We start from the raw sequence: 24,713 nt of genomic DNA, 5'->3' as shown, positions 1-24,713 counted from the left end.
CACCTGATCCCTTCCCGAACTCAGAAGTGAAACCTCTTAGCGCTGATGGTAGTGTGGGGTTACCCATGTGAGAGTAAGTCATCGCCAGCTCATTATTCCAAACACCCCCATTCCTATGAATGGGGGTGTTGCTTTTTGTGTGAGAAAAAAATCTAAATCTCCGACTAACTTTAGAATGAATTGTGATATAAATCACACTATTTAAAATAATAAAAAGAGAATTAATCATGTAATTTGCAGGATTTAAAATATTTTCTATTATATTGGCTATAACACTCAGTTGTAGTTCTATATATGCTAACGAAACTGTGAAAAGTCTGTATAGTACAAAAGCTTTTTTAAATATTTGTGTAAGTTCTAGAGGAAATCCAGAATTAATAAATAAACAAGCAAAAAATATGGGATTTATCCAAATGCCTAATGAATATGCTGCACATTTTTTAAAAGATTATAATGGTCATGCTTGGATGATAAGTTCTTCTGAAGGAAACTTTGTTATTACTCAACTCGATAATGGCGTATGTTCATTATTTATAAATAAAGGAAATTCAACTGAAATTCAGAAGAATTTAGAAAGCTGGCTACCTCCAGAATCTACTGGCCTAACTTATAAAAAAGAAATATTTAAAGATAGGAATTTGACCACAACAAATTATATTATTTCTAAAAATGGGAAGCCTTTAGAGACATGGATATATACTAGTTCATCTGAAAAGAATGCTTCATTAGTTGCGGTTATTTCTCATCAAATGAATTAATGAAAGCAAGTGGAAGTAGAGAAGAGCCAATTTAATTAATAAAGGGCTCTTCTAAAATTGATTATTTCAGTTGTCTACGCGCATGCTTTAGAGCAGTTCGAAGACCTTCTTCTAAGGTCGGATGATAAAAGGGTTTCTCTAGAATATCATTTACCGTTAATTCTTCACCGATTATCCAGCTTAATAAATGGGCCATATGTTCAGTTGCTTCCGTAAATAGCTCAGCACCTAGAAATTTTTGGCTTTCCCGTTCAATATAAACTTCAATAGCACCTTTATTTTTTCCAAGAACTATAGCTCTTCCTTGTCGTTCATAAGAGGCTTCGCCTGTAATAAAATCTATACCTTCATCTTTTAATTGCTTATAACTTTGACCTACGATCGCCATTTCAGGATGACTAAAGACAATTCCCAATGGAGTAAGTGTCTTAACTGAGTTTACCTGTGGATAATTTAAACAGTTATAAACAACTTTTTTACCTTCATGTGCTGCTTCATGCTGTAGTGGTGTTGAGGTATAAGCATCCCCAACAATAAAAATTGGATATGTATCTAACTGCTTAGTTTTAGCATTTATAGGTAATAATTTAATATCTTTGAATGAATTATCAATATTTTCTAGTTTTAAAGTATTGAGTAAGCTTGTACGCCCTGTTGCAGCTAAAACATATTCAACTTTGAGAGTTTTCTCTGTTCCATCAAGTTTATAGTTTAATAAAACACTTTCCTCACTGACTTTAACCTCACTTGGCAATGTTTCGAATAGTATTGTTAACTCTTTTCCTAGCTCTTCTTGAGCAAGCTGTTGAAGTCTAGAACTAGTCAATATCCCAATTCGTTTACTACGAGCAAAGATTGTAGTTTTTACCCCTAACCGATGCATAGCTTGGGCAATCTCAAGAGCAATTACACCGCTACCAATTACAGCAATGGATTTAGGAAGTGTTTCTAATTCAAATATTTGATCTGTGGTTATAAGCCGATGCTCTAGTTCTTGCTTCCAAGTTTGATCATAACTAGGAGTAGAGCCAACCGCCAAAATAAAACTTTTTGATTGATATTGTTTACCGTTAACTTCTACAGTTTGGGTATCAATAAAATGTGCTTTGCCAGAAATTTTATGCTCAGTTGGCCATTGCTCTACATCTTTTAAAGTTGCTTGCGTAAATCGGTCACGTAAGGTCTGCACATGTTGCATCACTTGATCTGTATTAATCTTTGCAGATACGTCTAAAGCAACTTCTTGAGCATTTTGAATATCAAACATGCGGTTGGCTGTTGAAATGAGGACTTTACTTGGCATACAGCCTACGCGAGCACAAGTGGTATCCCATGGTCCATCATTTATAATTAAAATATTATTAGTATGTTTAACGGCTTCTTTATATGCGCTAATACCAGCAGTACCTGCGCCAATAATAATGATATCGAACATTATAAATCCCAGTATCTATAAATTTTCCATTTAATAAGTTACATAATAAAACATAATGTAATTTATGTTTACAGAGTAAGGTGAATATGATTACACTAATAATATAAATAATTAAAAAATCTTATACCTTTAGGAAAGATTGGGGAAATGAAAAGTATGTATAAAAAACAACTTACCTTGAAGTTGTCAGCTATTGCTGTATCAATTATGTTAGCAAGTTGTGGTGGGGGAGGTAGTGATGGTTATTATCAAAATAGCTCATCAAATAGTAACTCATCATCTGGAAGTAATAACAGTGGATCGCAGCAGGCCACTGCTACAGCTTTAAAGATAGAATTAGATAAATTATCAGTTGCAGCGACGAATGATACTCTAACTGTTACTGTAAGAGCTCTAGATATAAATAAAGGTGGTGTGGCTGGTACTAAAGTTAGTTTGAAATTAGAGGATCCAACAAATAATTTATCTATAGAGGGTGTATCAACTCAAACTACAGATGCGGCGGGTAATACTGTTTATATTATAAAAACACCAAAAACATCGAGTTCGATAAATGAGTTGGTGAAAAATGGTTTTAAATTAGTTGCTTCTACAAATAATGGTACGCTTACTCAGGAACAGACTGTAACGGTTACAGGAAATAATAGTAGCGCTGAAGCTGATACCACAAGTATCGTGTTGTTTGATGCTACAAAGACCTCTTTAAATGTTAGAGGTGATCAGACAACTATTACATTAACAGCTGTAGATGCAAATGGTGCAACTTTAGCAAATCAAGCGATCACACTTAAAGTTAAAAACTCAGTCTCAAACGGTGTTAGATTTACACCAAATGCAACTCAAACTGATGCAAATGGCCAGATCACCTATACTTTATCTTTTAATGAAAATCAAAGATCCTCATCATATAGTGCTGCTCAATTTGTAACAGATGATCTTGTTTTAGAAGCTAACTTTGGACAATCAACAAAAATTTATACCTATAAACTTGATGTTGTTAATTCTGATGTGCCAGTAGCAGTAGGTGCAATTGCTGTAGCATATAATCCGACAACTATGGAAGATACAACGGATGGAGTCTATTACTATAAAAATATCTCAGTACAAGTAACTGATGTAGATGGTAAGCCGATACCAAATCAAGATGTAGTTATGGGGGTTAATGCTCTTGCCTATTATAAAGGAGCATTTGATTTTTTTGACACCTCTAATCCTGTGGACGGTAAACCTGATGAATATCTTCCTGCTATCAGAGTCGCATGTACTTCACCGGTTCAAGCGGTAAATGTTAATGGTGAGGTTATTAATCAATTAAAGCCGCTTAAAGAAAATTCTACAGTTCAAGTTGTATCGTATATTAATAATGCTGGTACTGCTGCAACCAATAATAAATATACAACAGACGGGAACGGACGCTTTGACCTTAAGATTCAATATCCTAAAATATATGCATCGTGGTTAACTGTTCAGCTAACGGCTAAATCTACAGTTTCTGGAACTTTAATTAAAGGGTCTACATCTCTTACGTTAGATTATTTGAAAAAGGATGTCACTGTTAGTGATGGTATTGCCCCGAATATATTAAGCCCATATGGAATAGATCCAAATTGTGCAAATGGTAAGTAATATAAAAAGAAGCAGCATGTAAGCTGCTTCTTTTTTAAATGCGTGTACCCATCGTTACTCCGACAGTAGGTTTTACTTGCACTGAGGAGCATGCGCTAATGATTAAACAGCTTAAAAGAACGAAAATAAATTTATTCATAGAAAATTAATAAATGAATCAAAAGATATAAATACTCTAAATTAATATTATTTTTAGTTCTGTTGAGTTCGTGCAGAGATATGCAAAATAATTTATCAAAAAACCCTACTTTAAAGAAGAAATAGGGTTTTAAAGAGTACTAATTTCTTAAAATTAGTCGTCTAACAAATCCATTTGTTTGGCTAATTGATATAGATTATTTGAACGGTTTCCTGTACGGCAGAACATGAGTACAGGTTTTGGCAATTCATTATAATGATTTGCAAAAGTACGTACATCTAGCTCAGTAATTTGTCCAGCTACAACAGGTTGATAAACATAGTCTAAGCCTACTTGACGTGCTGCTTCTTCAATCTGAGCGCTTGTAGGTTGTTCTGGGCCGCCTTCCATATCTGGTCGGTTATTAATAATAGATTTAAATCCTTTTTCTACAACTTGGCCAACGTGTTCTGGACCAATTTGACCTGCGAAACCAACATTATCTGACATTTCGTCACTCCAAAATTTAACAAAACCTCTTATGCTGTATCATAGCATTAAGCTTAACCTGAGATACAAGACACTAAAACGTTGTTCCTACATAGATAAAACTTATGTCATAGAACAGCTCTAGATTTTTAAAAGGCGATCAGGATGTTTTTTGTAAATTCATTACTTCGACCATAATGCCACGGAGCACATATGCACGCTTATACGGTTGAGCCTTTATATGTTCCATGTGATCAAGAAATGATCGCAGCTGACTTTTATATTCCAAAAACAAATAATAAATCTGCGGTAATTATCATGGCGCATGGTTTTGCCGGATTGCGCCAATTTAAACTTATTCAGTATGCCCAGCGATTTGCTCAAGCAGGTTACGCTGTTATTTTGTTTGATTACAGATATTGGGGCGGAAGTACTGGCAAGCCTAGAGAAATGGTCTCCATCAATTCACAATTAGAAGATTGGAAGACGGTGATTCAGTATGCTTCGACTTCTAAACTCGTAGATAACCGAAGGATTGTGCTTTGGGGAACTTCTTTAAGTGGGGGATATGCACTAAGCCTGGCGTCTGAATTAAAGAATATTCAAGCAGTTTTAGTACAAATTCCATATGTAGATGGCGCTGAAACTGCAAAGCTCTATCCTTTGCAGCGCTATCCCCAAGCATTAAAGCTATCGAGTCAGGATTATATGGGATCAAAGATGGGGCTTAATCCAAAGAGATTACCTGTTGTTGATCAACATAACTTATGTTTTATGCCTACAGCAGATAGTTATTATGGCTATTTATCAATTGTGAATCCTGACTATTATTGGAGTGGGGAAGTTCCTGCTCGTGTCTTTTTTAATTTGATGCGATACCGTCCAATCCAAGTTGTGCGCCAGATTAACATTCCTGTTTTATTTATTGCTGCTCAAAAAGATTCCCTTATTCCTATTGAATCAAGCCGCGAAGCTGCCACAAATATTGCGCCTTTTGTGAGTTATCATGAGTGGGATATGAAACATTTTGATATTTATCACGGTTCATGGTTTGAAAAAGCAGTGATAACCCAATTAGAATTTTTACATCAGCATATAGGAGTGGTGTAAATGATTATTGTATGTGCATCGTGCGGTGCAAAAAACCGAGTTCCTGAAGAAAAACTTCCTGAGCAACCAAGCTGTGGGCAATGTCATCAGCCATTACTACCGCTTGCACCTATTGAACTAAATGAGCAAAATTTTAGTAACTACATCACGAATAGTGATTTACCTATTCTTATAGACTTATGGGCAGAATGGTGCGGACCTTGTAAAATGATGGCTCCACATTTTGCGCAGGTCGCAAAACAAAATCCAGGCGTTATCTTTGCCAAGATTAATACCGAAGAATCTCCTCGCTTGAGCCAAGCTTTTCATGTGAGAAGTATTCCGACACTTGTCTTAATGAATAAAACGACAGAGGTCGCGCGTATTAGCGGGGCATTACGTGCGCCTGAATTGCAACAGTGGCTCGATCAACAACTTCAAACGAATTTCGGGAGCTAAGGTGTCAGAAGCTTATACCAAACCAGAAGGAATTTTATCCTTACAAACGATTGCCATGCCAGCAGATACAAACTGGAGTGGTGATGTATTTGGTGGATGGATTGTGTCACAAATGGACTTGGCTGGAGCAATTCACGCAGAACGTTTCAGTCGTGGTCGCTGTGCTACGATTTCTATTAATCAAATGACCTTTTTGGTTCCGGTAAAAGTTGGCTTTGTCATTAGCTGCTATACCAAGATCTTAAAAGTTGGAAATACTTCTATTCAGATGCAAATTGAAGTTTGGGATAGTCATGATGACTCTCGTGAACCAATACGCATTACTGAAGGAGTTTTTACCTTTGTAGCAGTAGATGTAAAAGGTAATAAGCGTCAAATACCTGAAGAAGCGAAACAGAAGTTTTTGGAAACTCAATAAGAATCAGAAAGCCTGAATCTTAGTATTCAGGCTTTAATTTTTATTCAAAAGAAAAACTAGTTTTTAGAAATTAAAACATCGTATTTGTATTTTTGCTTTGCTCAGGAATATTTTGTATCACATCCCAATGCTCTACGATTTTTCCATTTTCAACACGGAATATATCAACAATTGCTCTTCCTCGATCTTTTTCATTTTCAGTCGAATGGACATGTAAAACGACAAGATTACCTTCAGCAATTGCACGTTTAATCTCATTTTTAGCTTGAGGATTCTTTTGGAATTTTTCAGTGAAGAAGTTAACGAAAGGCGCTTTACCATCTGACACATTAGGATTGTGCTGAATGTATTGTTGACCAATATAGCGGTCTGCATATTCTTTGACTTTATGTTTTAAAAAGACACCTTCATAAAAGTCGGTCACTATTCTTTTGTTTTGAGCACTTACTTTATCAATAGCTTCTGATTTAGCCGAAGTTACTTTACTGGTTTTAATGTGGGGTTCAGTCGCGTGAGAACTTATAGTTGTAAATATTAAACTGGTAAATAAAGAGGAAAGAATTAATATTTTTTTCATTTTTAACCTCAAGATACAAAATATTAGTTTTATATCTTGAGGTAAATAACCGTCTAAAAATACTTTAGATTAGTTACTATTTCTTACGTTTAGGTAACCATGCCCAGAGCATTTGGCATTGAATTGGTTCATTGCCTGCATCATCAATCACAGTAACAGGAATCACAAGTTCACCCTTCTCGTTATCTGCAATAAACTTTTGTTGTTCAGCAGACAATGTCGCTGTAGCAGTCAAACCGCCTTCAACCACTTTTAAATAATCTACATGTAATGATTTGATTAATAAAATACGATTATCAGGAATATGTAAACCGGTTAGAAAACCCGTTGCAGTTTCTGCTAAAAGCGCCATAGCCGCAGCGTGGACGCCTTTAATATGGTTCTGCATATTTTTTTGGTTATCTAAACGGACAGTAACGTGGTTTGAGTCTACTTCCAGATAGCGGATATTTGCTGTACCCACCATTGGCACGATACGACCAAACGCCTTGCTCCAAAGCGTGCTCCGAATACCTTTAGGGAATTTTGAAGTTGCTTTTACCAGTTTTGATAGACGATTGGATTGAGACATGGGATTACCTTAGCTTTAAATGGCCGACAAGATATTAATCTTTAAAGTTATTAAACTGTAATGGCACACCGAATTGTTGTTCACGTAAAAAAGTCATAACTTGTTGTAAGGTGTCACGCTTTTTATCAGTTACACGAATTTTGTCGCCTTGAATAGAAGATTGCACTTTAACGCCACTTTCTTTAATGGCTTTATTAATTTTTTTTGCAGTATCAGAGTCAAGACCGTCTTTAAGTTTAATGACTTGTACAAAATTTTTGCCTGAAGCAGAGGCTTTTTGTGGATCAAGTGCTTGAACATCAATTTTACGTTTATAAAAATGATTTTCTAACATGTTATAAACTTGTTCACACTGGAAATCACTTTCGGTACTGATTTTGATTTCTTTATTTTTTTCATTTAATTCGATAGAAACATCGTGACCACGAAAGTCAAAGCGTGTGGCAATCTCTTTTTGTGTGTTTTGGACAGCATGATTAACTTCAAATAACTCTAATTCAGAGACAATATCGAAAGAAGGCATAGTTTAGACCTTTACAAAGGGAAAGAATATTTGAGATGCTAAGAGGGTTTTCTTCATTTGCCAAGTGTTGTTTACATCAAAGGAGTGCACAATGATCCGTAAACAAGAAATTACAACATTTGAGTTCCCAGAAAATGCTGTTATCTGGGATGTCCGTGATACTAATGCTTATGCAGAAGGGCATGTTAAAGGTGCGGTGAATCGCCCAATTAATGATTTGAATGCTGATATTTTGAACCAGGTCTCTGCGGGTCAGCCGATTTATATTTTATGTGGTGGTGGTAGCAAAGCTCCTCGTGCAGCTGAGAAACTAGAAGGATTGGATGCCTCGCGTGAATATGTCGTGCTGATGGGCGGGACACGTGCAGCTCGTGATGCCGGCTTGCCTCTAGAGCAGGGCGCATAAAAAAAAGCACCTTCGGGTGCTTTTTTATTGAAGTGAATTATTGCGGTTTAAAATAAGGTTTTTTAGGTTTCACTTTCTTTTGGAACCGTTGAGGATTCAATTTTTGTAATAGGCGGTCCGGTACCGGGCAAGCTTCTCCTAATATTTGAGCAACTAAGATTTCACTGCACAGGGGTGCAAATAAGAAGCCTTTAGAGCCAAGCCCAGCAAAAGTAGCAATTCGGCTATTCTCCTGCATTTTTCCAATCAGAGGAAAATAATCTAAGCTTTGAGCCCGTATAGATGCACGACCTTGCCATGTCGAAGGTAATGGTAACTTTTCAGCATATTCAGGGAATACACTGTGGATTAATTCAAAGTTATGCACATGGTCTTCGGTAAGTACATCTTGATCTTCACGATTTGGGTAGAAAGACGCGCCTAAAATCATCTGCGAGGCATCAAGTTGCATGCAATAGCCGCCATAGCTATAAGCTTCATTTAAAGGCAGAGGGGCAAACGTATTATCAACCCAGCTCACTTGTCCACGTATTGGTTTTAACTGCGGATAGCTGTCAAATAAAGCAGCACTTTCTCGAGCACAGCACACAACGACATGATCTGCTTCTGCAATAATTTCATTGTTGGTTTGCAATTGAACTTTATTTTCAGAAGAAACAAGTGCTGTGACATGGGCAATTTTGAGATTGATACATGGATGCTGCAAAATTTCATCACGTAATTGATGTGGTGAAACGGAACCAGCCTCAGTTAGTAATATGCTTGAGTAATCAGTTTCAAGTGAGTTCGCTGAGTTAGTAACAACTGGAACTGGATACTGATTTACCAAATCAAGAAGTTCTTCTGCATTTTTTAATGCAATTTGCTGGATTTGAAGTGGGCGGAATGCATTAAAATTTTTATAAAAATTTAAAGCATGTTGCCAACTTAAGGTCATGAGATGTTCATGACTTTGTTCAATTGGGCATAGTTTCGGATTAAGTAATGCCAATGGGTTTCCAGACGCGCCCGATAACGGATTGGTTTGCTCGTATAAGGTCACTTGGTGGCCACGTGCTGCAAATGCCCACGCCGTGCTTAAACCTGCTACACCAGCCCCTATAATCGCAATATGCTGTTGCTCTGTAGCCAATGCGTGGGTTTGTCCTAATTCTGTGGAACCCTGATCAGATTCAGGCAGCTTCCAGACTGCTTTGAGCATTTCTCGTTTATGGCCAAAACCACGTGGACGAGAAATATCGATACCATGTGCTTTTAGTCCACGTTTTAAAATGCCAGCAACACTAAAAGAGGCGAATGTAGTGCCATAACCTGAAAGACGGACAATATTATTTAAAACATTTTGTTCCCACATGTCTGGGTTACAAGATGGTGCAAAGCCATCTAAAAACCAGGCATTCACAGCTTTAGTTTTAGCCATGCTTGGGAAAATCTCTTGCGCATCTCCAAGCCATAGATCGATGCTAAAACGTTCTTTAGGGAAAGTTAAACGATGACATCCAGCAATAGGCAAGGGATATTGTTCAATTAACTGCTCTGCAAACGGTTTAAGCTCATCCCAGACATTTAAAGCGCGAATAAGATCAGCTTTACTTAATGGAAATTTTTCCACGCTAATTGCGTGTAAATGGCTTTGATTATTAGGACGGACTTGCTGCCAAAGTTGCCAGAGTGCAAGAATATTTAAACCTGTACCAAAACCGGTTTCTCCTACACTGAAATATTCAAAATCTTTTAAATTGGCTAATCGTTCTGATAAGTCATTACCATTTAGAAAAACATGTCGTGTTTCAAGTAGGCCATTATCTTTAGAGAAGTAGACATCACCAAATTGTTTGGAAATGGGAATCTCGATACCATCGACAAATTCCCAGTCCAGCTCTGCTGTTTGGATACGGTTTGATACGTTCATTGAATTTAATAGATCGCTTGGGATTACCACTGGCGTCGACGTTTTGTATGAATATAACTAGCAATAAAGAAACCTAGCAATACACCACCCGCTAAGGTAACAGCGCCATATAAAAACATTTGCGCACTTCGTTCGCTTTGTAAAACTTGAACCTGAACAGAGAGATTATCATTTTTTAGCTGTAACTCTTGGTTCTGAGCCAATGCTTCAAGGTTGGCATGTTCTAGCTGTTTTAAGCGAGATGCTTGATCTTGAACTAAAGCTTTGATTTTTGCGTCTTGTTGTTGTTTGTTCTTTGCGAGCTGTTCTGCTGTAAGTGGTTGTGCTGCAGTTGGTGCTGTTTTGACTCCAGTTGTAGATGTTGGAGCTGGTTTAGTGGCTTGAGTTGAAGGCGCACTTGGAGAAGGAGTTGCTGGTGTCGCAGCAGGTTCAACTGCTCCAGCAGTTGAACATATCAAACACAAGCCAAGAAAGCTTTTGATTGCAAGCTGCATGCGATTACCCTTTTGGAAATGCTTTATTAAACGGTTTTACATCAACGTGAGCATAAATGCCTTCTTTAAGAAATGGCTCTTCTTTTAACCATTCATCTAATGCTTCGCGACTGTCGAATTCAACAATCATGGTGCTACCAAAGAAGCCTGCTTGCGGATCATTAGGATCTTTTGGCATAGCACCCGCTGCAACAAGGCGGCCTTCATCATCGAGTTTTTGTAAGCGTTCGATATGCTGAGGGCGTACTGCCAAGCGTTTTTCTAAAGTTCCTTCGTTATCGGTACAGCTTAGAACAAAAAAAGGCATGTAATCGTATCTCTATAATTAATCAGGAAGCATTTTAAGCGTCTGGTGACTTAAAATGTTTACGTAAAATAATGAACTGAATAATGATAAATGAAAACATCACGATCATGTCACCAAATGCAGTAAATTCGCCCCAATATTTTCCACCGTGAAATAAAAATGCGAAGAAAACATGTAGACAAGACATCACGACAAACATCGCTGCCCAAGCGAAATTGAGATTTTTCCAACCTTTTTCACTCAAATCTAAAATCGGGTCAAATAAGCGTTGAATGAGTGGTTTACGATCTTTACCAAACCAAGGCGAAATCAAGAATGCGCCTGCGAAAACTAAATTTAAAATCGCAGCTTTGAGACGAATATAAAAATCGTCACTTAACATGAGGGTAATGCCACCAAAAATGACAGTCATAAACAATACAAACCACTGTTGTTTGTCTAAGCGGAATTTTTGGAAAACAAATAGAGCACCATATACCACAAGCATTGAAATAATTAAGCCAGTAGTCGCTACAAGAATATTATTATTATCGACACCACCAGCAGACCCGATCAGTTTCAGTAAAGGATGCTGGGTGTCAGTTGGATCAACTGTTTTATATAAATAGAAGAAAATAATTAATGGAACAAAGTCCAGAAGTGCTTTCATGTTAGAGTATCTGATCAGGTTTGGCGAATGGCATAGTATAAAAGATGCAAGGCATAGATTTACATACACATAGCAATATTTCTGATGGAACTTTGTCTCCAGAATTGCTGGTGCAAGCTGCTATAGATGTGAACTTGCATACGTTGGCTTTGACTGACCACGATACAATGGATGGGTTACAGCGTGCAAAAATTGCTGCACAAGGTCATGATTTAAATATTATTTCTGGTACAGAAATTTCTAGTCAGTGGTCGCGCCCAACCACTAAGAAGAGTTATGGTGTACATATTGTTGCTTTAAATATGCAAGATGCAGCACCAATTTTAGAAGCATTAGAACAACAAAAAAGAATTAGAGCGCAAAGAGCTAAAGTGATTTGTGAGCTATTAGAAAAATGTATTGGTTTTCAGATTTATGAGGATGTTCTTGCTAAAGTAGAAGATCAGGCGGATAGGGTAACAAGAACTCACATTGCTAAAACATTGGTCGAGAAAAATGTTGTGACTCGTCCTCAACAAGCATTTGATCGTTTCTTAAAAGAAGGAAAACGTGCTTTTGTAAAGTTTGAAGGTTTAGGGCTAAAAGAAACCATTGATGTGATTCATCAAAGTAAAGGATTCGCAGTATTAGCACATCCGACGCGTTATGATTTATCTGCAACCAATGTTCGTTATTTAATTGAATTGTTCGCGACTTCAGGTGGAGACACAATTGAGTTACCTCCACCGATGGAACCTCTATCTACTCGTCAGATGATTGATCGAATGATTGAACAATATCAGTTGGCAGTTTCTATTGGCAGTGATTTTCATGGTGAAAATATGCCATGGATTAAACTCGGAAATACGCCTAAACCTACAGATAAGCAGCATGGGATTTGGGAGCGCTTTGTTTAAACTCTACAGTAGGTTGTTATCCTGAGCTTGAATGGGTGGTGGAGTAGGTTTACCGAGCGTCCCTAAAAGTTCAATCTCGATACTACGTACCATAGCATCTAAGGGTAAGTCATTACTTTGCGTACCGAATGGCTCTTCAATTTCAGAGCTTAGTGCATCTAGACCTAAAAATGTGTATGCCAAAATTCCGACCAGTAAAGGCGTTGCTAATCCAAGTAATGACCCAAGACTAAAAGGCAACATAAAACAGAAAAAATAGACTGTGCGGTTGAGTAAAACTGAATAGGCAAATGGAATGGGCGTATTGGCAATCCGGTCACAGCCAGTTTGTACAACACTTAAATCTGAAACATTTTTATTCATTTGTGCATAGATGATGTCAGAAATTTCACCTTCTTTAAGTGCCTGCAACAATTCCCAGTGAATGAGACTGAGTGTGTACTGAGGGGCGTTATTTTGCTGATAAAGCTGAGTAAGCGCTTGCTGACTCATACCACTGGTTTGTATTAACTCAGTTGGGTTCGCCGTCTGACGACGTAAACGGTCACGCAATACATTAGCAAAAACAATCACATGTTGAATAACTCGCTCACGGCGAGCTTGAGTTAAAATACGACAATCGCGGTCAAAATGGCGTGAAGTTGCAATGAGAACGCCCCATAATTTTCGGGCCTCCCACCAACGGTCATAACATGCACTATTTTTAAATCCTAGGAAAATAGAAAGTACGACACCAATGAGCGTAAAGCCAACCAGAGGAATTTCTGGAAAGCGATAAAGATTGATGTATTCTACTCCACCAATGATTGCCGAGATCAGCATCACAACGCCTAGGGAAGGCAAAATTTTGGGTAAAATTGTGCCTCGCCAAGAGAATAATACTTTGAAAATACTAGGCTGTTCCCGAACAATCATTTTATTTTAAACATCGCTATTTTTGTTTTGATCTTCTAGGCTTAGTGGTACTTTGTCAATATCATTGAACTGATATTGTTGCTGGGTTGAGCAGTTGTTGTTCAGCAAAGGAAAAGCTCCCTTCAGGTGAGATAATAAAGTGGTCAAGCAAACGAATTTCGACAAGCTGACAAGCCTGTTCAAGTTGCTGAGTTAAGGCAATATCTTCGGAAGACGGTTGTGCTGAACCAAAGGGATGATTATGTGCAATAACGAGCTGACAAGCATGTTGCTGTAAGGCGTAGCGTAAGGTTTGATTGACCGAAACCGAGCAATTCTGAACTGAACCAAAGAATAGCTTTTTAAAATGGAGCTTTCTTAATTCGGGATCTAGACACAAAACAGCAAAGACTTCTTGTTTCTCACCCTTTAGTTCATAGCGCAGATAATCCAACACTAGATCTGATGAGTGGAGGCTGAGATTGTTGGTTTGAAAGTGATGATTGAGATAACGCCGTCCCAGTTCTTTGACTGCCAGTAATTGTGAATATTTCGTTGCTCCAATCCCATTAAATTGAGTTAACTCACTTAAGGGCGCATCGAACACTGCATTAAGGCTACCAAAGTGATGAATGAGTAAACGTGATAGTTCGACTGCTGAATGTTGCCGTGAACCTGAGCGAAGAAAAATCGCGAGTAGCTCAGCATCTGATAGACTTTGTGGACCTTGTTGTAATAACCGTTCTCTTGGCCGTTCTTGTTCGGGCCAATTTTTAATAGAAGTATTCATATTCCCCAGCATTATTCGCTTAAAATTTTATTTTGTTTGCCCAATCAATCTTGGGTCTGCGCGTATTTAATGCTATTGTGAGCGCCACTGCAACAGAAAGGTATCCTGTTCGTGAGCTTTGATCTAAGCGTTATTCCTCATAAAAACATTGTTTTAGCTGTTACTGGCGGAATTGCTGCCTATAAAAGTGCCATCTTAGTCCGCCGCCTCAAAGATTATGGCTTTGACGTGCGAGTGGTGATGACACATGGTGCTCAGGCATTTATTACCCCATTAACTTTTCAGGCTCTTTCTGGTAATCCTGTTCATACTGAACTTCTAGACCCTGCGGCTGAAGCGGGTATGGGACATATTGAATTAGCACGTTGGGCTGATTTATTACTGGTCGCACCTGCAAGTTGTGACACATTGGCTAAATTTGCGAATGGTTTGGCAGATGATTTACTCAGCACGGTGTTTTTGGCAACAAAATCTCCTGTCTGGGTAGCTCCGGCGATGAACCAGCAAATGTGGGCGGCTAAAGCAACTCAACGTAATTTGCAAACCTTAGTCGAAGATGGCGTACATGTGATCATGCCGGATGCGGGTGAGCAGGCTTGTGGTGATGTCGGCTTAGGCCGTATGCCTGAGCCAGAAGAAATTGCTCGCCAAGTCGCTGGCTATTTCCATCAAGCTCAACGTGCTATCGCTGAGAAATTTGGACTGTTGGCAGGTAAACGAGTAGTTATTACTGCTGGACCAACACGTGAAGCGATTGACCCTGTCCGTTATATCTCAAACCATAGTACTGGAAAAATGGGCTTCGCTTTAGCTGCTGCTTGTTATGCTGCTGGCGCGCAAGTGACTCTGATTGCTGGACCTGTAAGTTTAGATACGCCAAATGGTGTTCAACGTGTAAATGTTGCCTCAGCACGACAAATGCTTGACGTCAGTATGAGTTCTCTAGAAACAGGCTGCGATATTTTTATTGCGACTGCGGCAGTTGCAGACTATCGCGTAGCAGAAGTTGCTGAGCATAAAATTAAGAAAGCAGGGGATGAGTTGAATGTTTCCCTTGTAAAAAATCCAGATATCGTGGCGACAATCGCAGGTCAGGAAAAACGTCCATTTATGGTGGGCTTTGCCGCCGAAACACAAAATGTTGAAGAATATGCGGCAGGAAAACTTGTTGCAAAAAAACTAGACATGATTGCCTGCAACGATGTATCACGTGCTGATATTGGGTTTGCTTCTGATGAGAATGCGATGACAGTTTTCTTTGCTGAAAGCTATCACATGAAAAAGCGTGAGTTAGAGAAAGCATCTAAGCAAGAAATTTCTCAACAACTCGTTGAAGCAATTTCGGATGCCCTGCGCCGTAAATAATTTTGAATCAAATAAAAAACCGCGAATGAATCGCGGTTTTTTTATTTGTCTTAATTTAGACAGCTTAAGGAATTTCATCCTCAAATTCAGGTTTAACCTGAACGATGAAGTCTTGGCGGTTAAGACCACGCCATAATGCAAATGCAGTACCGATATAAATCGAAGAATAAGTACCAACAAATACACCAACAAACATTGCCACAGAGAACCAGTGTAAGCCATCACCACCTAAGAACATCATCGCTAGAACAACCAGCAATAACGTCATTGATGTATGAATAGTACGACGTAAAGTCTCAGTTAACGCAATATCAACGATTTCACGAGGAGTCGCACCGCGAATTTTCCGGAAATTTTCACGGATACGGTCTGACACTACAATGTTATCGTTAAGCGAGAAACCAATAACAGCAAGTACTGCAGCTAACACTGTAAGGTCAAATGGCCATTGGAATAATGCAAAAGCACCAATAATAATGATGATGTCGTGGAATAAAGACATTACGGCACCCATCGCGAGTTTAAACTCAAAGCGGATGGTCACGTAGATCAACATTAAGATAAGTGCTAGTGCAACGGCACCAGCAGAACGAACATAGAGCTCGTTACCAACCTGACCACCGACAGAGTCCACTTTATGAACTTCGGCAGCATTATTTGGTAACTGCACTGCTTTAGTAATCGCATTACTAAGGTCTTCAACCTTAACTTCTTGTACTGGCATACGCACAAGTAAGTCTTTATTACTACCTAAGGTTTGTACTACAGCATCTTTAAAACCAGCTTTATCGAGTGCCTGAATAACTTCAGACTGATTGGCTGGTTGAGCATAGTTAAGCTCAGCTGAAACACCACCTGTAAAGTCCAAACCGAGGTTAAGACCTTTAGTCGCAATAAAGAAAATACTCGCCAAAGTAATAAGGATCGAGAAGATTGCTGCAGGTTTAGCAATCTTCATAAACGGGATGATTTTTGCATCATCCGGACGACCATATTGTTTTGAATCTTGTTGAGTCACTTTAGTCATCATCGATCTCCTTAAATGCTCAACTTTTTCAAATTACGGCGTTTACCATAAATGATTTGTACGATTGCACGAGTTACTGTAATTGCAGTAAACATCGAACAAATAATACCGATCATTAATGTCACGGCGAAACCTTTGATTGGACCTGTACCAATTGCAAACAAAATGAATGCAACAAGGAACGTGGTTAAGTTCGAGTCAAAAATGGTGTTATAGGCTCGATCATAACCGGCCACAATGGCCTGTTTGGGTGAGGCCCCCCAGAGTATTTCTTCTCGGATACGCTCACATATCAATACGTTCGCATCGACCGCCATACCAATGGTAATAACGATACCAGCAATACCCGGTAAGGTGAGAGAAGCTCCAATCCATGACATCACGGTTAAAATCATTGCCAAGTTAAACACAAGAGCAAAGTTCGCGATTAAACCGAATACGCGGAAGAAAACCACCATCCAGATTGCAACGAGCAAGAAGCCGATTTGAGTAGACAATACACCTTTATCAATGTTTTCTTGACCAAGGCTTGGACCTACTACACGTTCTTCAACAAAGTACATTGGCGCAGCTAAAGCACCAGCACGAAGCATTAATGCAAGTTCAGATGCTTCTTGAGGAGAACTTAACCCAGTAATACGGAAAGTCGAACCTAAAACAGCCTGAACTGTTGCAGCGTTAATGACTACAGACTCAGTGTATGGCGTACGAACTTCTGTTTGTGCACCAGTTTTTGGATCTGTGACATAGTTAATTTTTTGCTTGTTCTCGATGAACAACACCGCCATGCGTTTACCAACTGCATTACGGGTTGCATCGGACATCAGCTTACCGCCAGCGCTGTCGAGCGTGATATTTACTTCGGCACCGCCAGAGTCCTGACTAAAGCCAGAGCTTGCATTTTGAACACGCTCACCAGTCAAGATTCGGTTACGTTGCAACAAGAGTTGACGGCCGCTATCTAAAGACTCATAAGCAAAAACTTCTGTGCCCGGAGGTAAAGGTTGACCATTATATTTACCCGTATATGGATCGATATATTGATCATTTAAGTCAGAAACTAAACGGAATTCGAGGTTCGCAGTACGGCCTAAAACACGTTTAGCTTCAGCTGTATCTTGTACACCCGGTAATTCAACAACAATACGGTTGCTACCCTGACTTTGTACCAATGCTTCTGCAACACCAAGTTCGTTAATACGATTACGTAATGTTGTTAAGTTCTGATTTACCGCATATGACTGAATTTCTTGGCGACGTACATCGGTATAAGTAAGCTTTAAAGTAGAACCTGTAGAGCTTGCTAATGCCTGTTGGGTATATTCATTCCCATTACGACGTAAGAAATCCATTGCTGCATCACGGTCAGCATTGTCAGCAAATTGAACAGTGATCACATTATTCGTTAATGCAAGACTATTAAATTTGATCTTGTTTTCACGGAACTGACGACGCAAATCGGTGGCAGAGGTTTCCATACGTTGGGCAACGGCTTTGTCCATATCTACTTCAAGCAAGAAGTGGACACCACCACGTAAGTCCAAACCAAGTTTCATTGGTTTTGCCCCAATCTTTTGCAGCCATTCCGGTGTGGTTGGTGCAAGGTTTAGGGCGACAACATATTGATCACCTAAGTCACGACGTAATACTTCTTTTGCCTTTAACTGCGCTTCAGATGAACTGACACGCAATAGGGCAGCATTATTTGTAAAAGTATTGTCATGGCTCGCAATATTTGCTGTTTTTAAAATTTGCTCTGCTTTTTGCACCACACTTTGATCAATTTGGGTACCAGCTTTGGCACCGGAAATTTGAACAGCGGGCTCATCCGGATATAGACTCGGCAGTGCGTATAATGTACTGATTACCAGAACAACAAGAATCAGTAAATATTTCCATGCAGGGTAACGCATTCGCTTTCTTCTTAAATGAAAAAGCCGTGCTAAAGCACGACTGTTTTATGATTAAAGGTTATTTAGAGTGCCTTCAGGTAATACTGAAATTACGCTGGCACGCTGAATTTTTACTTCTACACCACGGCTAAGTTCAACAACTGCATAGTCACCTTCAATTTTGGTTACTTTGCCCATTAAACCACCAGCGAAAACAACTTCACTACCAACACCTAAGCTCTCGATTAAAGAACGGTGTTCTTTAGCGCGTTTTGCTTGAGGGCGCCAAATTAAGAAATAAAAGATTGCAACGAATACGACAATCATCAAGATGTTTGGCAAAATACCATTAGTTGGGCCAGCTGCTGGTGCTGCATGAGCAGCAGAAATTAAAAAGCTCATTTTGATTTCCTAAAGTTAAAAATATGAGTCAGATAACTGACATAATCCTAATTCGTTTTGCAATTTACCTTGTCTTGAGGTTGAGCGCAAATCTAGCTTATTCATCAACCGGACATGGTGGAACTTCTAAACCACGACGGGCATAAAAGTCCTGAACAAATTCATCAAATGTGCCATTGTCTAATGCATCACGCATACCTTCAGTTAAACGTTGGTAATAACGTAAGTTATGAATAGTACCGAGCATAGATGCTAACATTTCTCCACATTTTTCAAGGTGGAATAGATAAGCACGGGTAAAGTTCTTACAAGTGTAGCAATCGCAATGTGGATCGAGCGGGCTCTGGTCATGGCGATATTTACTATTACGAATACGTACCAGACCATCAGTGACAAAATAATGACCGTTTCGAGCATTACGAGTCGGCATTACACAGTCAAACATATCGACACCACGGCGTACTGCTTCAACGATATCTTCTGGTTTACCAACGCCCATCAAATAACGTGGTTTGTCATGTGGCATTTTATTTGGTAGATAATCTAAAACTTTGATCATCTCTTCTTTAGGTTCACCTACCGATAAACCGCCAATTGCGTAGCCATCAAATCCGATTTCAAGTAAGCCATTTAAAGACTCATCGCGTAAGTCTTCGTACATGCCACCTTGAATAATGCCAAATAACGCATTGTGATTCTTGAGTTCATCATGATGATGGGTTTTACAACGTTTTGCCCAGCGTAAAGAAAGCTGCAATGATTTTTGAGCTTCTTCATGTGTCGCAGGGTAAGGTGTACATTCATCAAAAATCATGACGATGTCAGAGTTCAAGACCTGCTGAATTTCCATAGAAATTTCAGGAGATAAAAATACTTTTGAACCATCAATCGGTGAGCGGAAAGTAACACCTTCCTCTTTGATTTTGCGCATTGCGCCAAGACTAAAAACCTGGAAACCGCCAGAGTCAGTCAAAATTGGCTTATTCCATTTAATAAAGTCATGCAAACCACCGTGCTCTTTAATCACCTCAAGACCCGGACGCAAATATAAATGGAATGTATTTCCTAAAATAATTTGTGCCTGAATGTCTTCGATGTCACGAGGTAACATGCCTTTGACTGTGCCGTAAGTCCCCACCGGCATAAAAACAGGTGTTTCAACAACACCATGTTCTAAAGTTAAACGACCACGACGGGCGCGCCCCGACTGACCTAATTTTTCAAACTTCATCTAAAAATCCTGAACACGAGCAGAGGCGAAGAAACAGTTCGCTGCTAAAAAGAGGGCTATTTTCCTTGATTCTGCGACGTAGTTCTACTACTAAATGTAGCTGGCTATAAAATAGATAAATTTCCGATAACTTGGAGATTATTTTCTTCCTATTAAAAATTAGGTTTATAGTCAAAATTCTCATTCACGAGATTATCTCTAAAAGGGCGAATCGCTTTCTTGGATAAAGTTAATGTATTGATGAGATTGTTAGGGAATACTTCAATCTGGTTGTTGAACAGCTCGACATTACGGTTAAAGATGCTAATTGCTGCACCGACATTTTCATTTTGTTCCTGAATATCATCCATCATTTTGCTATAGAGTGAATCAGCTTTAAGCTCTGGATAATTTTCAACAACAACGTTTAAGCTTCGAATAAGTTCTTGGCTCATTTTCTCGATCTGTTGTAGCTGAGAAATATCAGTGTTATTCACATTTAAATTAAGAATTTGTTGACGTAATTGAGTAACCTTTTCTAATGTCGATTTTTCAAATTGAGTATATTGATTGAGCGTTGATTCAAGAGATTCCAAGGTCTTTACTTTTTGACGCTCGAAATTGGCAACTTCAGCCCAAGCTCTTTTAGTCGCATTAAAGTAACGTACGATGGTGTTACGGATGTGAACGCCCCAGACAATCAGTACGACGAATATCCCCAAGAAAATAAATAAACCTGTCATTTTCACTCCTCTTATTTTTATTCTCTCATTGAGCCTTTTAACTTCTTATTTTTTGATAAGTTGCCAGTTCAGCGCTACGAGAGATTTATTTAATTAAATTAAGCATTAATTGCTGAAATTTTTCATATTGCGGCATAGTCATGGTACGTAAATGCCCACGTAATGTTGAAACATCATGTATTTCACTTTGCTTACTGGTGGTCTGAAAAAGATCTTGTTCACCGAGATAACACAAAATTTGTTCTTCATGATGATAAATTAAATCACCTTTAAAGTGTTGAAAAAAATCATGAAGTTTTAAAGTTATGCTTGGGCTAACTTCTTTAGCTAATTGGTGTTGGGCAGTACCAAAAATATTAAGCTTTTGATTAATCAGGATGTCAGTGCTTTGCCATTCAGTTAAGTAAGGTGCAAAAAAGCGAGAACGTTGGTTACTTACAGCAATACCCAATGTAGGCATTTGAAATATAAAAGCGCCCCATAGATCTCTATGGATCTCTTTAACTATTTTTTTATCACTATCCTGATTTTGAAGAATGGGTAAATTATTTACATAGTGATATTTGAACAGCAGAACTTGATGTTCCGTAATTCCATCATCCCACGTAGTGGAAGCAAACTGAGTAATTTCATTAGATTCATTACCCCGATTAAACAGTGGAAAGTGTTGCTTTAATTTGCTTAAGACTAAAATTGGTTGAGATTGCATAGGAAGATAGGCTGGTAACTGTTGAAACCGTAATCCATAACGTAAAGTGGTGATACGTTCTTCTAAATAGTGAATGACTTCGCTTAGAGGTTTTTGCGGTTCATAGAGCAAATAGGCCAGAAAACCAGTTAAAAATGCCCATAAGAGGCTCCAAATATATTGAATATGAGGATGAAAAAAGTATCCAAATAATAAAGTCGTAATACTGCAAATACCTAACAAATACGGCAATACATTAACAAAACGAAGGTTATGATCTTCACGCCATGGATGTAACGCATTTAAGAGCTCTTGATCTGTTTGTGACTTTTGTCCAGCATCCCAAAGACGAGCAATATTGCGAAAAACCTGTGTATTTTTCTTACGTCTTATATGCAGAGCTTCTTGTAAGGTATCAATTGGCATAGAAGTAATGAGGTCATTATCATAAAGTGCTATTTTTAGATTATCTTTTAAATTGAATGAGATAAATAGAAATAAGTCATAAATAATTACTTTTATGATTTCGGCATTTGAGTTTCATTAATGAAATGCTGCAATCTATTTGCAAATTGCTCAAACTCTGGCATTGAAAGTGTTGTAAGACATTCGGCAAGCTCGCGTACACTAGCGCCATATAAACTTTGCTGGCGTAAAAGATTTACATTACAGAGCCAACATAATGCAGATGTTTCAGGGTGTACATAGAAATCCCCAGGAAAATCTTCCAATATTTTTTCTAATAATAACAAACGGTCAGGGCTTAGAAATTTTACTAAATCCAACTTATTAATTCCGCTCTGTTGATATTTTTGATTAAAACGGATATCACTTGATTCCCAAGCTACACCTAAGCGACAAGCCTTTTTCTGTTGACTTGAAATACTGACTCCGCGAACTGGAAAATTCTCTAAAATGACGCCGTATAAATTATAGCTAACATCTTTTAGTTCCCATTTACCTTTTGAATTATAGGCCATCTCTCGATTGATATAATGGTATCTAAAGATTTTATAGGGGTGAATTGTTTTTCTTACTTGCCACTTGCCGTGTATTGCAGTTAAAACAGAATTTTCTTGATTGCCTAACTTAAACAAAGGAAAGTCTGAAGCGGATGTTCCTTCTTTTGGTAAGTTATCTTCAGTTGCAAATTTGAAATTATATTTATGTTCATAATAATAAGTTTGGATATCTTGAAGTAGGCAAATCAGTTCGGAGGTAGAGGCTCTATGATAAAAACCATAAAAGATCGCAAGAATGGCAAAAGGAAAGAAGTAAATCGAGATTAAAAAGCCTAAGGCCATACAAACTAAGGCGAAAATTGTAGCATTCCAAAAAATATAATTTCGAATATCAAGTTGTTGGGGGCCTGCCCAATTCTTTAATGAATAAACAAGAATATCAGGTGGTAATTGCTGATTAATTAAATTTCTTAATGCCTCAATATTTTTTAAAGTAATTTTGTTATGTGTATTTTGGTTGTCAAAAGCACTTCGAACTTTTTGAAAAAGCAGTTTCATAAATTTTATTATTAGTCGAAATTGTAGTTGGGGCAGCTGGGTTAAATTTTAAATGAGCTTATAAAATTTAACCCAGCTTTAATTTTTAAACTTCTAGCTTATCAATCAGCATTGCATCACCATAGCTAAAGAAACGATAGCGGCTTTTAACTGCATGTTCATAGGCAGCTAAAATGTTGTCGCGATTTGAAAGAGCTGACACCAACATGAGCAGGGTAGATTCTGGTAAATGGAAGTTGGTAATTAAACGGTCTACGATGCAGAACTCATAACCTGGATAGATAAAGATTTGCGTGTCGCCAGTCCAAGCTGCAATTTTACCGCCATGAGCTTGAGCTGCACTTTCTAAAGCACGTGTCGCGGTTGTACCAATGGCAATCACTTTATTGCCGCGTGCTTTAGTCGCCAAAATTAAATCAATGGTTTCTTGAGGTACATCACACCATTCACTGTGCATGATATGGTTGGTAATGTCATCAGTACGAACAGGCATAAATGTGCCAGCACCGACGTGTAAAGTCACAAAAGATTTTTGAACATTTTTTTGCTCTAACTTTGCTAGTAACTCTTCGTCAAAGTGCAAGCTCGCAGTAGGAGCAGCCACACTGGCAATTTTTTCAGGGTTATGGAAAACAGTTTGATAGCGTTCAGTGTCAATTTCTTCTGCTTCACGATTAAAGTAAGGCGGAATAGGTAACTGACCATATTGCTCAAGTACAGGCAAGATCGGCTGTGAAAACTCAACCACAAATAAGTTTTCGTGACGGCCACGTACAATCACAGGAATATTATCTGCACCGACGAAAAGCTCAGCACCTGCTTTAGGTGAGTTGCTAGATTTGATATGACAATACGCCGTGGTGTGGTTTAGCATACGCTCAACTAAAATCTCAATCGCACCGCCTGTAGAGCGTTTTCCTTTAAGTCGAGCTTTCATGACCTTGGTGTCATTAAGCACTAACAAATCACCCTCTTCGAACAGGTCGATAATGTCTGTGAACATATGATCATGATATTGGCCCTTTGAATCTAGGTGCAACAACCGCGAAGCACTACGTGATTCGAGAGGGTAACGGGCAATGAGTTCATCAGGTAATTCAAAGGAAAAGTCAGACAGTTGCATATTTGAGAAAAAACACCACAAAAATTGGGCCTAGTATAAACTTTTTCGCTTTTTTATGGCTGTGCTTCTGACCTAAATCATGAAAAATGTTTAAATGATCTAAAAGTGAACGATAATATTCACTTAGGGTTTGACAAGTTTTACAAACGCGCTAATATACGCAACACAAACATACTTCCTCTCCCGAGGTGGTGAAATTGGTAGACGCGGCGGACTCAAAATCCGCTGTCAGAGATGACGTGTCGGTTCGAGTCCGACCCTCGGGACCATATTCAGAATCGTAAGATTCTACGAAAACCCCTAAGTTAACGGCTTAGGGGTTTTTTGTTGGG

27 protein-coding genes, 1 tRNA gene and 1 rRNA gene are annotated in these 24,713 nt (G+C 38.5%); 10 read left to right on the top strand and 19 right to left on the bottom strand.

Translation table 11 applies throughout. The features are described 5' to 3' along the window. Both rrf and RFW85_RS20065 read left to right on the top strand, forming a co-directional pair. Positions 1-90: ribosomal RNA gene (gene rrf, locus RFW85_RS07795) — 5S ribosomal RNA — on the top strand; the annotation flags it as partial. Between the two features lie 158 nt (positions 91-248). Then, entirely contained in the window at positions 249-758 is a 510-nt protein-coding gene (locus RFW85_RS20065; RefSeq protein ID WP_336137972.1) for a hypothetical protein, read from the top strand. Positions 759-819: 61 nt separating this feature from the next. Here the strand turns inward: RFW85_RS20065 and RFW85_RS07785 are convergent, their stop codons facing one another. After that, positions 820-2,193: a dihydrolipoyl dehydrogenase gene (locus RFW85_RS07785; protein ID WP_309171372.1), complete on the bottom strand. Its 1,374-nt coding sequence runs from the start codon at positions 2,191-2,193 to the stop codon at positions 820-822. Between the two features lie 147 nt (positions 2,194-2,340). On the opposite strand from RFW85_RS07785, the gene RFW85_RS07780 reads away from it, so the two are divergent. Continuing rightward, positions 2,341-3,819, top strand: coding sequence for an Ig-like domain-containing protein (locus tag RFW85_RS07780; protein WP_086265241.1), 1,479 nt, complete (start codon positions 2,341-2,343; stop codon positions 3,817-3,819). A gap of 292 nt (positions 3,820-4,111) precedes the next feature. Here the strand turns inward: RFW85_RS07780 and RFW85_RS07775 are convergent, their stop codons facing one another. Further along, a complete protein-coding gene (locus RFW85_RS07775) occupies positions 4,112-4,447 on the bottom strand; it encodes a TIGR01244 family sulfur transferase (protein ID WP_002116083.1) in 336 nt (111 codons plus the stop codon). A 192-nt stretch (positions 4,448-4,639) separates the two neighbouring features. Between RFW85_RS07775 and RFW85_RS07770 the strand changes: the two genes are divergently transcribed. From RFW85_RS07770 to RFW85_RS07760, 3 genes are read left to right on the top strand one after another with little or no spacing between them, the layout of a single operon-like run. Continuing rightward, complete coding sequence (locus RFW85_RS07770) at positions 4,640-5,536, top strand: alpha/beta hydrolase (RefSeq protein WP_170249742.1); 897 nt, start codon at positions 4,640-4,642, stop codon at positions 5,534-5,536. Next, complete coding sequence (gene trxC / locus RFW85_RS07765) at positions 5,537-5,974, top strand: thioredoxin TrxC (protein WP_005050212.1); 438 nt, start codon at positions 5,537-5,539, stop codon at positions 5,972-5,974. It begins immediately after the preceding gene. 1 nt (position 5,975) lies between these two features. Further along, positions 5,976-6,392 (top strand): acyl-CoA thioesterase, encoded by a 417-nt coding sequence (locus RFW85_RS07760; RefSeq protein WP_002116010.1) that lies wholly within the window; start codon positions 5,976-5,978, stop codon positions 6,390-6,392. Between the two features lie 70 nt (positions 6,393-6,462). On the opposite strand, the gene RFW85_RS07755 is transcribed toward RFW85_RS07760, so the two are convergent. The 3 genes from RFW85_RS07755 to RFW85_RS07745 form a co-directional block, all read right to left on the bottom strand. Further along, entirely contained in the window at positions 6,463-6,969 is a 507-nt protein-coding gene (locus RFW85_RS07755; protein ID WP_170249741.1) for an ester cyclase, read from the bottom strand. A 76-nt stretch (positions 6,970-7,045) separates the two neighbouring features. Beyond that, positions 7,046-7,540 (bottom strand): DUF4442 domain-containing protein, encoded by a 495-nt coding sequence (locus RFW85_RS07750; protein WP_005804736.1) that lies wholly within the window; start codon positions 7,538-7,540, stop codon positions 7,046-7,048. 34 nt (positions 7,541-7,574) lie between these two features. Then, entirely contained in the window at positions 7,575-8,063 is a 489-nt protein-coding gene (locus tag RFW85_RS07745; protein WP_032055429.1) for a YajQ family cyclic di-GMP-binding protein, read from the bottom strand. Between the two features lie 91 nt (positions 8,064-8,154). Here RFW85_RS07745 and RFW85_RS07740 point away from each other — a divergent pair, with 91 nt between their 5' ends. Continuing rightward, positions 8,155-8,469 (top strand): rhodanese-like domain-containing protein, encoded by a 315-nt coding sequence (locus RFW85_RS07740; RefSeq protein WP_002116171.1) that lies wholly within the window; start codon positions 8,155-8,157, stop codon positions 8,467-8,469. Positions 8,470-8,506: 37 nt separating this feature from the next. On the opposite strand, the gene mnmC is transcribed toward RFW85_RS07740, so the two are convergent. Genes mnmC through RFW85_RS07720 form a run of 4 tightly spaced genes read right to left on the bottom strand, consistent with a single transcriptional unit; the run spans position 8,507 to position 11,831 of the window. Then, positions 8,507-10,381, bottom strand: coding sequence for an FAD-dependent 5-carboxymethylaminomethyl-2-thiouridine(34) oxidoreductase MnmC (gene mnmC / locus RFW85_RS07735; protein ID WP_309171371.1), 1,875 nt, complete (start codon positions 10,379-10,381; stop codon positions 8,507-8,509). Between the two features lie 23 nt (positions 10,382-10,404). Further along, entirely contained in the window at positions 10,405-10,875 is a 471-nt protein-coding gene (locus tag RFW85_RS07730; protein ID WP_170249738.1) for a hypothetical protein, read from the bottom strand. A gap of 4 nt (positions 10,876-10,879) precedes the next feature. Next, entirely contained in the window at positions 10,880-11,182 is a 303-nt protein-coding gene (locus RFW85_RS07725) for a YciI family protein (RefSeq protein ID WP_068612022.1), read from the bottom strand. Positions 11,183-11,216: 34 nt separating this feature from the next. Further along, positions 11,217-11,831: a septation protein IspZ gene (locus tag RFW85_RS07720; RefSeq protein WP_309171370.1), complete on the bottom strand. Its 615-nt coding sequence runs from the start codon at positions 11,829-11,831 to the stop codon at positions 11,217-11,219. Positions 11,832-11,875: 44 nt separating this feature from the next. Between RFW85_RS07720 and RFW85_RS07715 the strand changes: the two genes are divergently transcribed. After that, positions 11,876-12,727, top strand: coding sequence for a PHP domain-containing protein (locus RFW85_RS07715; RefSeq protein ID WP_309171369.1), 852 nt, complete (start codon positions 11,876-11,878; stop codon positions 12,725-12,727). Positions 12,728-12,730: 3 nt separating this feature from the next. On the opposite strand, the gene RFW85_RS07710 is transcribed toward RFW85_RS07715, so the two are convergent. Together RFW85_RS07710 and radC are read right to left on the bottom strand one after the other, a co-directional pair. Further along, the gene (locus RFW85_RS07710) at positions 12,731-13,642 is read right to left on the bottom strand and encodes a bestrophin family protein (RefSeq protein WP_069141498.1); all 912 of its coding nucleotides are present in this window, start codon (positions 13,640-13,642) and stop codon (positions 12,731-12,733) included. Positions 13,643-13,703: 61 nt separating this feature from the next. Next, a complete protein-coding gene (gene radC / locus RFW85_RS07705; RefSeq protein WP_309171368.1) occupies positions 13,704-14,423 on the bottom strand; it encodes a DNA repair protein RadC in 720 nt (239 codons plus the stop codon). Between the two features lie 99 nt (positions 14,424-14,522). On the opposite strand from radC, the gene coaBC reads away from it, so the two are divergent. Beyond that, on the top strand, positions 14,523-15,776 hold the full coding sequence (coaBC, locus tag RFW85_RS07700) for a bifunctional phosphopantothenoylcysteine decarboxylase/phosphopantothenate--cysteine ligase CoaBC (protein WP_002116235.1): 1,254 nt from the start codon (positions 14,523-14,525) through the stop codon (positions 15,774-15,776). 64 nt (positions 15,777-15,840) lie between these two features. Here the strand turns inward: coaBC and secF are convergent, their stop codons facing one another. From secF to queA, 8 genes are all read right to left on the bottom strand, one after another. After that, a complete protein-coding gene (secF, locus tag RFW85_RS07695) occupies positions 15,841-16,806 on the bottom strand; it encodes a protein translocase subunit SecF (protein ID WP_005804728.1) in 966 nt (321 codons plus the stop codon). Positions 16,807-16,814: 8 nt separating this feature from the next. Further along, positions 16,815-18,716 (bottom strand): protein translocase subunit SecD, encoded by a 1,902-nt coding sequence (secD, locus tag RFW85_RS07690; protein WP_309171367.1) that lies wholly within the window; start codon positions 18,714-18,716, stop codon positions 16,815-16,817. Positions 18,717-18,767: 51 nt separating this feature from the next. Beyond that, positions 18,768-19,097: a preprotein translocase subunit YajC gene (gene yajC, locus RFW85_RS07685; protein ID WP_002116168.1), complete on the bottom strand. Its 330-nt coding sequence runs from the start codon at positions 19,095-19,097 to the stop codon at positions 18,768-18,770. Between the two features lie 97 nt (positions 19,098-19,194). Continuing rightward, a complete protein-coding gene (gene tgt, locus RFW85_RS07680; RefSeq protein WP_002116306.1) occupies positions 19,195-20,328 on the bottom strand; it encodes a tRNA guanosine(34) transglycosylase Tgt in 1,134 nt (377 codons plus the stop codon). Between the two features lie 152 nt (positions 20,329-20,480). Further along, entirely contained in the window at positions 20,481-21,050 is a 570-nt protein-coding gene (locus RFW85_RS07675; RefSeq protein WP_017385650.1) for a LemA family protein, read from the bottom strand. A gap of 85 nt (positions 21,051-21,135) precedes the next feature. Continuing rightward, positions 21,136-22,164, bottom strand: coding sequence for a hypothetical protein (locus tag RFW85_RS07670; RefSeq protein WP_170249733.1), 1,029 nt, complete (start codon positions 22,162-22,164; stop codon positions 21,136-21,138). Between the two features lie 92 nt (positions 22,165-22,256). After that, positions 22,257-23,258 carry a hypothetical protein gene (locus RFW85_RS07665; protein WP_309171366.1) on the bottom strand — a complete coding sequence of 334 codons (1,002 nt, stop codon included), beginning with the start codon at positions 23,256-23,258 and terminating at the stop codon, positions 22,257-22,259. An 85-nt stretch (positions 23,259-23,343) separates the two neighbouring features. Next, positions 23,344-24,381, bottom strand: a complete 1,038-nt coding sequence (gene queA / locus RFW85_RS07660; RefSeq protein WP_309171365.1) for a tRNA preQ1(34) S-adenosylmethionine ribosyltransferase-isomerase QueA — start codon at positions 24,379-24,381, stop codon at positions 23,344-23,346. A 182-nt stretch (positions 24,382-24,563) separates the two neighbouring features. Here queA and RFW85_RS07655 point away from each other — a divergent pair. After that, positions 24,564-24,650, top strand: a tRNA-Leu gene (locus tag RFW85_RS07655). Positions 24,651-24,713 lie beyond the last annotated feature (63 nt).

The organism is Acinetobacter sp. 12966, from assembly GCF_031196995.1.
Lineage (GTDB): Bacteria > Pseudomonadota > Gammaproteobacteria > Pseudomonadales > Moraxellaceae > Acinetobacter > Acinetobacter geminorum.
Note: the sequence above shows the minus strand (reverse complement) of the source record. Positions and strands in the feature narration are given on the sequence as shown.

Excerpts from the sequence above, each read along its gene's own strand:
- trxC (WP_005050212.1), top strand. The coding sequence starts at position 5,537 with ATGATTATTGTATGTGCATCGTGCGGTGCAAAAAACCGAGTTCCTGAA.
- RFW85_RS07725 (WP_068612022.1), bottom strand. The coding sequence starts at position 11,182 with ATGCCTTTTTTTGTTCTAAGCTGTACCGATAACGAAGGAACTTTAGAA.
- RFW85_RS07745 (WP_032055429.1), bottom strand. The coding sequence starts at position 8,063 with ATGCCTTCTTTCGATATTGTCTCTGAATTAGAGTTATTTGAAGTTAAT.
- RFW85_RS07710 (WP_069141498.1), bottom strand. The coding sequence starts at position 13,642 with ATGATTGTTCGGGAACAGCCTAGTATTTTCAAAGTATTATTCTCTTGG.
- RFW85_RS07755 (WP_170249741.1), bottom strand. The coding sequence starts at position 6,969 with ATGAAAAAAATATTAATTCTTTCCTCTTTATTTACCAGTTTAATATTT.
- RFW85_RS07675 (WP_017385650.1), bottom strand. The coding sequence starts at position 21,050 with ATGACAGGTTTATTTATTTTCTTGGGGATATTCGTCGTACTGATTGTC.
- RFW85_RS07720 (WP_309171370.1), bottom strand. The coding sequence starts at position 11,831 with ATGAAAGCACTTCTGGACTTTGTTCCATTAATTATTTTCTTCTATTTA.
- RFW85_RS07780 (WP_086265241.1), top strand. The coding sequence starts at position 2,341 with ATGAAAAGTATGTATAAAAAACAACTTACCTTGAAGTTGTCAGCTATT.
- queA (WP_309171365.1), bottom strand. The coding sequence starts at position 24,381 with ATGCAACTGTCTGACTTTTCCTTTGAATTACCTGATGAACTCATTGCC.
- RFW85_RS07775 (WP_002116083.1), bottom strand. The coding sequence starts at position 4,447 with ATGTCAGATAATGTTGGTTTCGCAGGTCAAATTGGTCCAGAACACGTT.
- RFW85_RS07785 (WP_309171372.1), bottom strand. The coding sequence starts at position 2,193 with ATGTTCGATATCATTATTATTGGCGCAGGTACTGCTGGTATTAGCGCA.
- RFW85_RS07665 (WP_309171366.1), bottom strand. The coding sequence starts at position 23,258 with ATGAAACTGCTTTTTCAAAAAGTTCGAAGTGCTTTTGACAACCAAAAT.
- secF (WP_005804728.1), bottom strand. The coding sequence starts at position 16,806 with ATGATGACTAAAGTGACTCAACAAGATTCAAAACAATATGGTCGTCCG.
- RFW85_RS07770 (WP_170249742.1), top strand. The coding sequence starts at position 4,640 with ATGCACGCTTATACGGTTGAGCCTTTATATGTTCCATGTGATCAAGAA.
- mnmC (WP_309171371.1), bottom strand. The coding sequence starts at position 10,381 with ATGAACGTATCAAACCGTATCCAAACAGCAGAGCTGGACTGGGAATTT.
- RFW85_RS07740 (WP_002116171.1), top strand. The coding sequence starts at position 8,155 with ATGATCCGTAAACAAGAAATTACAACATTTGAGTTCCCAGAAAATGCT.
- RFW85_RS07670 (WP_170249733.1), bottom strand. The coding sequence starts at position 22,164 with ATGCCAATTGATACCTTACAAGAAGCTCTGCATATAAGACGTAAGAAA.
- tgt (WP_002116306.1), bottom strand. The coding sequence starts at position 20,328 with ATGAAGTTTGAAAAATTAGGTCAGTCGGGGCGCGCCCGTCGTGGTCGT.
- RFW85_RS07715 (WP_309171369.1), top strand. The coding sequence starts at position 11,876 with ATGCAAGGCATAGATTTACATACACATAGCAATATTTCTGATGGAACT.
- radC (WP_309171368.1), bottom strand. The coding sequence starts at position 14,423 with ATGCTGGGGAATATGAATACTTCTATTAAAAATTGGCCCGAACAAGAA.
- secD (WP_309171367.1), bottom strand. The coding sequence starts at position 18,716 with ATGCGTTACCCTGCATGGAAATATTTACTGATTCTTGTTGTTCTGGTA.
- yajC (WP_002116168.1), bottom strand. The coding sequence starts at position 19,097 with ATGAGCTTTTTAATTTCTGCTGCTCATGCAGCACCAGCAGCTGGCCCA.
- RFW85_RS07730 (WP_170249738.1), bottom strand. The coding sequence starts at position 10,875 with ATGCAGCTTGCAATCAAAAGCTTTCTTGGCTTGTGTTTGATATGTTCA.
- RFW85_RS07750 (WP_005804736.1), bottom strand. The coding sequence starts at position 7,540 with ATGTCTCAATCCAATCGTCTATCAAAACTGGTAAAAGCAACTTCAAAA.